The sequence below is a fragment of the Sphingobium abikonense NBRC 16140 genome, assembly GCF_001598335.1.
In the GTDB taxonomy this organism is placed as follows: Bacteria; Pseudomonadota; Alphaproteobacteria; order Sphingomonadales; family Sphingomonadaceae; genus Sphingobium; species Sphingobium abikonense.
The window spans coordinates 1-8,353 of record NZ_BCYT01000033.1; the positions used below are offsets into that span (position 1 = coordinate 1).

General features: G+C 68.8%; 8 protein-coding genes. 1 reads left to right on the top strand and 7 read right to left on the bottom strand.

The window, feature by feature from the left end; genetic code table 11:
- Positions 1 to 382 precede the first annotated feature (382 nt).
- The 4 genes from SAB01S_RS17780 to SAB01S_RS17790 are packed head-to-tail and all read right to left on the bottom strand — an operon-like array spanning position 383 to position 3,082.
- Positions 383 to 1,732 (bottom strand): dihydrolipoyl dehydrogenase family protein, encoded by a 1,350-nt coding sequence (locus SAB01S_RS17780; protein WP_016744716.1) that lies wholly within the window; start codon positions 1,730 to 1,732, stop codon positions 383 to 385.
- Entirely contained in the window at positions 1,714 to 2,493 is a 780-nt protein-coding gene (locus SAB01S_RS17785; protein WP_021224338.1) for an organomercurial lyase, read from the bottom strand. The genes SAB01S_RS17780 and SAB01S_RS17785 overlap by 19 nt, the downstream gene beginning before the upstream one ends.
- 12 nt (positions 2,494 to 2,505) lie before the next feature.
- A complete protein-coding gene (locus tag SAB01S_RS18330) occupies positions 2,506 to 2,730 on the bottom strand; it encodes a GDCCVxC domain-containing (seleno)protein (RefSeq protein WP_021224337.1) in 225 nt (74 codons plus the stop codon).
- Positions 2,723 to 3,082 (bottom strand): hypothetical protein, encoded by a 360-nt coding sequence (locus SAB01S_RS17790; RefSeq protein WP_021224336.1) that lies wholly within the window; start codon positions 3,080 to 3,082, stop codon positions 2,723 to 2,725. The genes SAB01S_RS18330 and SAB01S_RS17790 overlap by 8 nt, the downstream gene beginning before the upstream one ends.
- Before the next feature lie 74 nt (positions 3,083 to 3,156).
- On the opposite strand from SAB01S_RS17790, the gene SAB01S_RS17795 reads away from it, so the two are divergent.
- On the top strand, positions 3,157 to 3,573 hold the full coding sequence (locus tag SAB01S_RS17795; protein ID WP_016744720.1) for a MerR family transcriptional regulator: 417 nt from the start codon (positions 3,157 to 3,159) through the stop codon (positions 3,571 to 3,573).
- A 3-nt stretch (positions 3,574 to 3,576) separates the two neighbouring features.
- On the opposite strand, the gene SAB01S_RS17800 is transcribed toward SAB01S_RS17795, so the two are convergent.
- From SAB01S_RS17800 to SAB01S_RS18705, 3 genes are all read right to left on the bottom strand, one after another.
- On the bottom strand, positions 3,577 to 4,440 hold the full coding sequence (locus SAB01S_RS17800; RefSeq protein WP_030538909.1) for an ArdC family protein: 864 nt from the start codon (positions 4,438 to 4,440) through the stop codon (positions 3,577 to 3,579).
- Positions 4,441 to 4,609: 169 nt separating this feature from the next.
- On the bottom strand, positions 4,610 to 6,772 hold the full coding sequence (locus SAB01S_RS17805) for a hypothetical protein (RefSeq protein WP_037466144.1): 2,163 nt from the start codon (positions 6,770 to 6,772) through the stop codon (positions 4,610 to 4,612).
- Positions 6,769 to 8,353: hypothetical protein (locus tag SAB01S_RS18705; protein WP_062734666.1), on the bottom strand; the 1,585-nt coding region annotated here is incomplete at its 5' end. The genes SAB01S_RS18705 and SAB01S_RS17805, both read right to left, overlap by 4 nt.

An 8,353-nucleotide genomic window follows, 5' to 3' on the forward strand; every position in this document is an offset into this window, starting at 1 on the left:
CGACATATCCTGACAGTCCAGCCCAAAATGGCGGTTGGAAGGTGAAAACCATCGGTTGCCTCCAGCACTGCCCAAAAGCCCCATGGCCTCCCCCGAGGCGGGGGTGGGCGGCGAGAGCGACCGGAGAGGCCTGCTGAAGCGGCGGGCTGCACCCGCAGGGGCGAAATGAAATGGAGCAGCCCGGCGAAGCCGAGGCTTGCAGCGCGCCGCGGCGGGCCTAGCAGGGAGCGCCGACCACTCCCGCATCGAGGGAGAGGCCAAAAAATCGGAGCCGCCGCGCAAGCGGCGTCCGCTTAATGGCGGGCGACAGCCCGCATCGACATGCATCGCGAAGCGGCCGATCGCGCGAGGGATCGGCCGCCATGGCAGTGGCGCTCGTGCGTTAAGTCAGCATGTAGCCGACGTCGGAGGCGCCGGTCGGATAGGCGAACATGGTGGAGCGAAGATCGGCCGCGGTGAGGCCGTGGCGGATTGCCAGACCGAAAACGTTGATTACCTCGTCGGCGTTCGGCCCCACGAGATGCGCGCCGAGGATGAGGTCCGTGTCCTCGTCGATCAGCAGCTTATGGCCGTAGACCGGCTCGGCGAGGCGGCGGGCGGTGAACCAGTCTGGCGTCGAGGCTGCGTTGACCCGGAGCGCGACGCCGCCGCGGCGCGCCGCCTCCTCTGACAGTCCGACGGCGGCGATCGGCGGCAGAGTGAAGGCCACGCTCGGCACGCCGCGATAGTCCGGCTGGTGCGTCGGGCCATCCAGGAGGTTGGCGGCAACTACCTTGGCATCGTGGCTGGACACCGGCGTCAGCCGCGGCCCGACTCCGGCAGCGTCGCCGGCGGCATAGACCCGCGGGTTGGAAATGCTCCGCAGATGCGCGTCGAGCTGCAGGCGCCCGTCCTGCACCGCCACCTCGCCGGCGGACAGGTCGAGCGCCTTGAGGTCAGGACCGCGCCCGGCGGCATGAACGACGAGATCGGCGGCGACGCTGAGATCAGGCTCGCCCTGGCGCTCGGCGTGGACCAGCAGACCGCTCCCGCTGCGCTCGACCCGGGTAACGGTGGCACCGGTCTCGACGCGGATGCCGAGCGCCTCGAACCGGGGCGTCAGCCAGCCCACCAGGTCGGGATCGAAGTGCGGCAGGAGCCGCTCGGCCCGCTGTAGGATGGTGACCTCTGCGCCCGCTCGGGCCGCCAGATGCGAGAACTCCGCAGCGACATAGCCGCCGCCGATCAGCACGATCCGGCGCGGCAGGGCCTGAAGCTCCAGGAACGCATCGCTTGTGCTCACCAGATCTTCGCCCGGAATGCCGAGCGGGACTGGACGCGCGCCGCTGGCGATCAGGATATGGCGGGCCCGCAATGTCCGGCCTTCCACCACGATCGTGTCTGGGCCGGCAAAGCGAGCAACACCGTGTAATGCGTCGACACCGAGCTCGGCGTAGCGGTGCGCCTGCTTGGCGGGGATCGGATCGGTGAAGGTCCGCTTGAACGCCATCAGGTCGGGCCAGTCGATCGCCAGCGTGCCGTCGACGCCATGTCTGGCCATGCGCCTTGCCGCGTCGATCGCTTCCTCGCCGCTGACCAGCATCCTCTTGGGATCGCAGCCACGCAGCGCACAGGTGCCGCCGAACGGACGGTGATCGATGACGGCGACGGACCATCCAGCGGCACGGACCCGGCCGACCGCGACCTGCGCTGCCGTGCCACTGCCGATGACGATCAGGTCGTAGGAAGCCATGGTCGCATCTCCATCCGCATCGGCGCAAAAATCGCGCGCCCAACCTCGAGCGCTTCGGCCAGGCACAGACGAATGCCGTCATCGGCTCCGACCGGACCGCTCGCGCACCAGGCCGCCAGATGATCGTCATCGCAGAAGAAGGCCTGCAAGGTGCAGAGCGACGATGCCGCGCAGCCACTGGCATAGCGACGGCCGGACCAGACGACGATCGCGCCCGGCTCAACCTCTTCCAGCTCGCGGCCGCGGCTGGGGGTATGGATGGCGAGCGTGCGCCGGCACTGGCGGCAGGCCGAGCGGATCATGCAGTCCCGCTCCAGCATGGCGCCGATCCCCAACGCGTCGATGGCGCACATGGCGCTCATGGTCACTCCGCTGACTTCGACTTGATGTTCGCTGGGGCCGTCGGTGAACGGATAGGCGCCGGTCACCCGGCCCGCGCCGTCGAGGACCACGAGATCGCGCCCGGCGAGCCGCTGCAGGGCCGAGCCGACCTCGCCGGAGGGGAGTCCCGATGCGGCGGCGATCTGTGCCGGCACCGGCGAGCGACCATCGGCAGCATAGGCTTGAAGCACGGCGCGCCGGACCCGCTCCTCGACGCCGTCCATCCCGCGCCACTTCGAACCGATGAACGCCGCGAACAGTGCCGTCAGGGCTGCGCGGGCGCTGGGTGTTGTGACTGCGCTCCAGTCCGGGACAACGGCACCGCCGGGAAATGTAACCGTCGATCCAAAGGCGGCTTCAGCGGATGATGCGCGCGCCATCGCCCGCCCTCCTCAGCCGCAGCACGCCTTGCCGCCGCTCTCCTGGATCGGCGGACAGGGCACGTCGCCGTAGGAGCAATAGACGCAGCAATCGCCCGGCTTGGGCTTGAGGACCGCGCCGCAACCCCGGCAGTCGTAGAAATACTGGCAGGCATTGGTCGGCATGGTCTCCGTCGCCCGATGACCGCAGTGGGGACAGGTCAGCGTCGAGCGCAGCTCGGGGGTGGCATCAGACATAGCGATAGCCTGCCCAGAGCAGGGCCGCACCGAGCAGCAATCCGATGAGCGTGAGAACACGCATCCAGCGCGGCGTGCATATGCCGCCCGGCCCACAGCGCGCCGCCGTAACTTGCTGGCGCAACAGCAGCGCCGCGCCGGCAAGCAGGCACAATGCGCCAATGAGGAGAAGCGGCGTGCGATACGGCGCGGCGACAATGGCCACGCCGCCGAGCCAAGCTGCGCCGATCCCGGCGGATGCGAAGAGGATCGGCAGCGCACAGCAGGCGGCGACGCCGAACGCCGCAGCGATCCCCGCCAGCGTGAGCGTGGCGGTGCCGATCCCCTTAGGCGGGCTTGGCGTCTGGGTCACGGGCGACTCCTTGTGGCGGGCATTGAGCTGTCCTAACATCTGTAGCGACTACAGACTCAAGAGGTATTTTGGGGATGGCCGCAACCGGCGCGATCCAGATCGGCGAACTCTCACGCCGCACCGGATGCAACATCGAGACGATCCGCTATTACGAGCGGATCGGGCTGCTGCCCGCTCCGCCGCGGCGGGGCCGCTACCGCAGCTATGGCCGGGAGGACGTGGCTCGCCTGGGCTTCGTGCGCCGCGCGAGGGAGCTGGGCTTTACCCTGGACGAGGTACGCGCCTTGCTCGGACTCGCGGTTGGCGGTCAGGCCTCCTGCGCCGAGGTGCGCGAGCTCGCGGCGTCGCACCTGAAGGACGTACGCGCGCGGATCGCGGACCTCAAGCGGATGGAACGGGTTCTGGCCGACTCGGTGCGCGCCTGCGATGCCGGTCGGGATCCGGGCTGTCCGCTGCTCGACACACTTGGCGCCGAAGTGCGGGTCGCGTGAGCATTACGGCTGTCGGGCGTGCATCCAGTCGGCTGCCGCCTGCGCCTTGCTCGCCGCGGTGAAGATCGCCCGAGGCTCGTCCTTGAGCAGTTGCAGCCAGGAGGCGATGTAGGCCGCATGATCGGGTCGCGGTTCGTGCGCGATCCCAAGATCGGCGAGCAGGAACGATGCGGTCAGTTCGGCGGTCGCTTCCTCCATGGCGAGCGCGTGCCTGGTCCACTTGGCGCTGAAATCCCGGTCAAGCCGATGGGCTGCGCCACTGGCATGAGCCGCTTCGTGAATGTGGGTGGCGTAGAAGCCGTGGGCATCGTGGAAGGCGCTGAAATCCGGCATGTGAATGCGGTCTTCGGCGATATGATAATAGGCGCTGGCCGAGCCGTAGACAGTATCGATGCCGAGCGCGGCGATGAAGGCTTCGGCGGCGGCGAGGCGTTCGCTCTCAGGCAGGTCCGGCGCCGGTTCGGGCGCGTAGCCATCGACCTGATCGGCGTTGAACAGGCTGAACGCCTTGGCGAAAAGCCGTCGATGGTCGTCATCGCCGCCGGCGTCGTCACCCTTCGCGCGAAACTCCTTCCAGAGGACGCCGAGGCTGGCGTGCTCGCCCTTGCGGACCTGCGCGCCGAGCGCCTGCCACTGGCGATAGGTGCCCCAGACCCCGCTCGCGTAGCCGCTGCCATAGGCGGCCGCCCAGAGCGAGATCGTATTTATGCCGCGATAGGGCTTGCCGCTGGCGACGTTGGTCGGGCGGGTGACGTCGGCGCCAAAATGATGCCACGGCATGCGCCAGGTGCCGGTGCCGGCTTCGATGGCGTCGACGATCGCTTGCGTGACGCGAGCGTAGACGTCTGAGCGTGGTGAGGCTGACATGATATGTTCTCCGTTCTCGCGCCGGGGACCATCCCCGGCGGCGGAGGCCCGTTCGCGCCGGGCACAGGGGGGCTCGCGCACCCGTCAGGGCCGCAGCGAAGCGAAGGACGGCGAAGCCGTTGCGCGGGCGCGCCGACCGGCGCAGGACTCCGCCAACAGCCGGGGTGGTCTACGGCGCGGGAGGGTCGATCCCGGCAATCACCGCGGTCAGGCGATCAAGCTCGCGCTGGAGCGCCTGACGCTGGAGGTCGGAGATGCGCCGTTCGCGTAAGTGCGCCCGGGCATCGGCCGCCGCACGTTCCCAGGCCGGTCTGTGGCGGGCGGTGATGCAGGCGTTGGGGCAGCGGGTCGGTTCGCACAGGGCGGTAAGCGGCTGCGCGGGATCGGGGGTCGTCACGCGCTTGAGGCAGAGCGCGGTCGCGGGATCGAAGAAGCAATCCGCGAGCGGGCCGACATGGAAGGTGCGCGCGACGCTGGCGAGCATGACGCGCAGGCGGGCCCGATCGGCGATCATGGCGGGCAGTGGCCCGAGCTTAACGGCGGCATCGTCGAGGGTCCGCGCGATGCGTGGTCCCGCCGGTCCGCCGAGTGATGCGCCGCCCTGCCGCCGGTCGAAATAGTCCAGCAGATCGTCAATCTGACCGAGCCGGCGCTGCGCCTCGACCTCTGCGCGAAACCCCGATCCACTGGTCCCGGCATAGCCCTCGAAAGCGGCGACCGAGGCATGCTTGTACTGGATCATGCCGGCGATGGTGCCGAACGGACGGTTGGCGATGTGCCACGCGATGGTGCGCCGGAACTGCCGCGTCGTGATGCGCCACGGCTTGCCATCGGGGCCGGGTGGGATGACCGGCGCATCGGGGCTGCCGAAGACGGTGTTGAGGTGGTCGCGGAAGGCGTTGAGCTGGCGGACCACCTCGCTCGACAGATGCGTCTTGGTGACAGCGCGGGGACGAAGCACCGGCCAGAGCGTGTCGCTTCCAGTCTTCCGTGCCGCGTGTTCCGACAGCCGTTCGAGCACCGTGATCGCCTCGGCCACCGGTTCGATCGTCACCCAGCTCGCCGACTCACCGGCGCTCGATCGGCGCTTGTAGAGGGTCGATCGGACGCGTTGCCGCTCGATCAGGCCGTCTTCGCTGCGCGCGATCGAGAGGCAGCCGCGCCGCATCGCCTGGACCTCGCAGTCGCGCATGCCGGTCAGATAGGCGCATACGATATAGGCGGCGGCCTGCAGCATCCGCTCCTCGATCGCTAGGGTCTTCACGTCGAAGCGGGCACGCCATGGCCGACCGCTCTCGGGAGCGATCGAGATCGGCGTGTCCATGCCGCCGACCTCGGTACCAAGCGATGCAACCGCTTCGCGAATGACATCCGGTGCGCCGGTAGTGAGCATGAGATGCATGGCCGGCTCGGCGACGGCATCGATGCCGGCATGCAAATGGAGGAGATGGGCGTTGATCGGCGGGGTTGCATCCCCGGTGAGGGGATCGATGCGCGTGGCGCCGTTGTGTGCCGTCGTCCAGATGGGCACGCCGCGTCCTTGCCGGGCTCGGCGCGCGAGATAGCGCTCGAGGCGCGCGCGCTGCCGCAGGCGGCGCTCTGCATCAGGCAGTCCGCGTTCGGCGGCGAGCAGCCGAGCGCGGACTGCCTCGAGCCGATCGAGCGCGACCCGAGCCGCCAGAATATCGGTCGCGAAGGTCGTGACATAGCGCAGCGACCAGGCGAGCAGCGGCGTGACAATCTCCTCCGGCATGCGTGGGGTGCGGTTCTCGCGCACATGCCGATATCCGGCGACGCGCGCAGCCGCTTGCCCGGCCCACGGCTCGAACCCGAAACCGCCTCCAGGCAGGTGATCCCGGAGATGGTAGAGATCGGTGACCACCTGCAAGAGCTGGCCGACGATGACGGGGCGCCGCGCTGAATCATCCCGCAGGTGGCGCGCATAAGCGTCGATCAGCGCCTGATCGATGCGGCCCAGGTCGAGCCGCCCAAGCCGCTCGCGCGCGAAGGCGAAGAACCGGCGAGCCCGGTTGAATGCCTGTCGGATGCTGGCGGGCGGCAGCTTCGGGTGGTAGCCGGGAAGACCGACGTTGAGGCGGGCGTAGAGATAGGCGCGCATTGCCGCCTGCACATCGGCATGTTCGAGCACGTCGAAATGCACGGTGACGTGGCAGCGCCGAGCGTTCTCGCGGAAGACGGCGGGACCGAGATCCCAGGTCGGGTCGCCGACGTGCGACAGCTCCTCGCGGGCATGGCCCGCCTTGAGCGGCGCGCTCGCCAGCACAGGGCGATCGTCGAACGCGGGCACGAGGGCATGGACGGGCGTGGTCATGCGCGTGCCTCCGGCGGCAGATAGAGCCGTTCGCTCCCCATCTGCCGGCGCGCTTCGGCGATAACGGCATCGGAGAAGACCGGCAGGACCTGGACCGTGATCCGGGTGTGGACGCGGCCGAACTTGGCGGCCCAGTCGCTCGCCGGCAGGCTGCATCGCTGCTCTTCGACGAACGCGAGAAAGGCGAGGATCGCGGGGAGCTTGCGCGCGGTGATGACGGCGTTGGGACAATCGAGGCAGCCCCAGAAGGGCTGCGCGCAGGGCGAACCGGGCTCGGCGAAAGGACTGCTATGGAAGCCCGCGCAGGCGGCGAGCCAGACATCCTGTTCGCCGTCGAGCACCGGACCCACCGTATCAGCCGACATCAGCGACGCGACCTGTTCGGGCGCTTCGCGCAGCGCCTGCTCGGCGGTGGGTGGAAGCACGGTCGGCATCGCCGCAGCGACCGCTGCGCGGAAGGCATCGGCGACGGCCGCCTCGTGCAACGGCCGGAGCGACGGCAGATCGGCATAGTGGCGCGCCGCAACCTCGCGGGTGTGACCGACCGCGAAGCGGGCCATATGCCCCTCGGTCTTGGTGTACCATAACGCCTTGTGGGTCTTGCGCAGCCGGGAAAGCAGCAGATGGAGCGGCTTCCCATCATCGCCGGCGATACCATGGCGACGAGCCCAGGCGGCGAGTTGGAACTTGGGATCGACGATGCCGGCGCGAAGGCCGCCAACGTTGTGATAGAGCCAGAGGCAATCGTCGGTCAGATGCTCGCGTGCGACGGCGGTGACGTCGATCAGGCGACGCATGAGGCCGCCGGGTGTGCCGCTACCACCATCGCGGACCCGCATGCTCTTGTGCTCGGCACCGCGGGCGCGGCGCTTCAGATAGCGCAGCTCCACCGTGCCGGCATGCGGGTTGGTGAGACAATCCACGGTCAGCGTCTTCAGGCACTCCGGCTCGAGGCCGGTATCGAGCGTGAGCAGCACGAGCAGCGCCGGCAGATCGCGCGCGAGCAGATGATGGCGGCCATGCAGGTCGTCGATGAGCGTGCTGATCGGCAATCCGCGCCGCATGCGCATGAAATAGAGGCGCTTCAGCGCGGGCTGGTCTGCGACGATAAAGCCCTGCCGCGCGATGATCGCTTCGACATCGGCGCGCGCCCTGGCGACGACAGGGTCGCCCTCATCAGTGCGGTCGTCGGCGCCGAGGCGGCGAAGCATCGCTTCGATATCGGCCCTCGCGGCGTCGCGCAGCGCGCGGGCGACGAAGGGGCTATAGGCATCGCGCGGGGTCGAGCGGCCCGCCGAAGTGGCCAGCGTGTAGCGCAGCCGCTCATGCAGGTCGGGCGCGATCCGATCGGGCCGGTCTGCCTCGATCGCGCGCAGCGTGTTGATGACCTTGCCGACCGTTATGTGCCGGTGGATCGCGCCCATCCCACGCCGTTCGAGCGCGGACGCAAAGCCATCGATATGGACTGCGCGCAGGTCGTTGACGCCGGTCACCTCCGGCGCATCATCGCCAAGCCAGGCGAAGAAGTGGCGATAGACCTGAACATACTGCTTGATGACGCTGGCCGCACCGATGGGGCCG

Excerpts from the sequence above, each read along its gene's own strand:
- SAB01S_RS18330 (WP_021224337.1), bottom strand. The coding sequence starts at position 2,730 with ATGTCTGATGCCACCCCCGAGCTGCGCTCGACGCTGACCTGTCCCCAC.
- SAB01S_RS17800 (WP_030538909.1), bottom strand. The coding sequence starts at position 4,440 with ATGTCAGCCTCACCACGCTCAGACGTCTACGCTCGCGTCACGCAAGCG.
- SAB01S_RS17805 (WP_037466144.1), bottom strand. The coding sequence starts at position 6,772 with ATGACCACGCCCGTCCATGCCCTCGTGCCCGCGTTCGACGATCGCCCT.
- SAB01S_RS17785 (WP_021224338.1), bottom strand. The coding sequence starts at position 2,493 with ATGGCGCGCGCATCATCCGCTGAAGCCGCCTTTGGATCGACGGTTACA.
- SAB01S_RS17780 (WP_016744716.1), bottom strand. The coding sequence starts at position 1,732 with ATGGCTTCCTACGACCTGATCGTCATCGGCAGTGGCACGGCAGCGCAG.
- SAB01S_RS17795 (WP_016744720.1), top strand. The coding sequence starts at position 3,157 with ATGGCCGCAACCGGCGCGATCCAGATCGGCGAACTCTCACGCCGCACC.